1 protein-coding gene is annotated in these 1,159 nt (G+C 74.5%); it reads left to right on the top strand.

Features of this window, described 5'->3' with window-relative positions:
* Positions 1-322: 322 nt before the first annotated feature.
* Positions 323-1,159: aminotransferase class IV (locus ACR9ZG_RS18880; RefSeq protein WP_481286380.1), on the top strand; the 837-nt coding region annotated here is incomplete at its 3' end.

The raw sequence follows: 1,159 nt of genomic DNA, 5'->3' as shown, positions 1-1,159 counted from the left end.
GTCGGGGGTGACGGCCGGGTCGCCGAAGAGCGCGACGAAGGCGGCGGCCGGGTCGATCCCGGCGCCGAGCTGCTGCACGCGGAGCGGGACGACCACCGCCTCAGCCTAGGTCGCCGCACGCATCCCCGCCGAACGTCGCGTCCGCACGGCCCTCCTGGGAAGATTGCGCCACATCGCGGTAATACCGGGGCCATAACCTACATTTGCGCCAAATCTCGGTAAGGCCCGTCCCGTCCCATGGCGCGCACGTGCGCTAGATCCCGGCCGCGCGCCCGGGCCGCCGCGTCCGGGTCGTGTCGGCCCCGGCCGCTAGCCTGGCGGGATGGATGCGGTCAGCACACTCTCCGACTGGGCCGGCGGCGCGCTCGTCGCCCGCGACAGCTGCGAGGTGGTCGAGACAGAGCTGCTGGTCGCCGACTCCTTCCTCGCGTCCGACGGGCGCGTGCTCGCGCCGGGCCTCCATCGGGCGCGGTTCATCGAGTCGGCGCGTGAGCAGGGCTGGCGGGGCCGGGAGGAGCTGGACCGGTTCTGGGAGGCCGCGATCGCCGCCATCCCGCGGGACGGCGCCTGGTTCCCGCGCATCGAGCTGGTCCGGCAGCGGGATGCGCTCCGCCTCCGCCTCCGGCTGCGGTCCGCCCCGACGTTGCAGACCGAGGTCGTCGTGGCGACCGCGGCGGACGATCCGCGCCGCACGCCGCACCTCAAGGGCCCGGACCTCGAGCGGCTCTCCCTGCTGCGGCAGCGCGCCCAGTCCAAGGGGGCGCAGGAGGCCGTCATCCTCGACGAGGGATTCGTCTCCGACGGCTCGACCACGGCCCTGCTGTGGTGGCGGGGCGAGACGCTGTTCGCGCCTCCGCTGTCCCTCCCCCGCGTCGACAGCGTCGCCGCACGCACGGTTCGCGGGATCGCGGCCGCGCTCGGTGTGGTCGTGGACGAGGAGGAGTCCGCGCCCGCCCAGCTCGACGGCGTCGTGCTGTGGGCGGTGAACTCCCTCCACGGCATCCGCGCGGTCACCCGCTGGGTCGACGGCCCCCGCCTCGCCCAGGACCCGGCCCGCACCGAGCGCGGCCGCGATCCCGCGAACCGTGCGTGCGGCGACGCTGTCGACGCGGGGGAGGGACAGCGGAGGCTGTCTCTTATACACATCTCCGAGCCCACG

This window comes from Leifsonia sp. KNZ12-8B (assembly GCF_056755495.1).
Note: the sequence above shows the minus strand (reverse complement) of the source record. Positions and strands in the feature narration are given on the sequence as shown.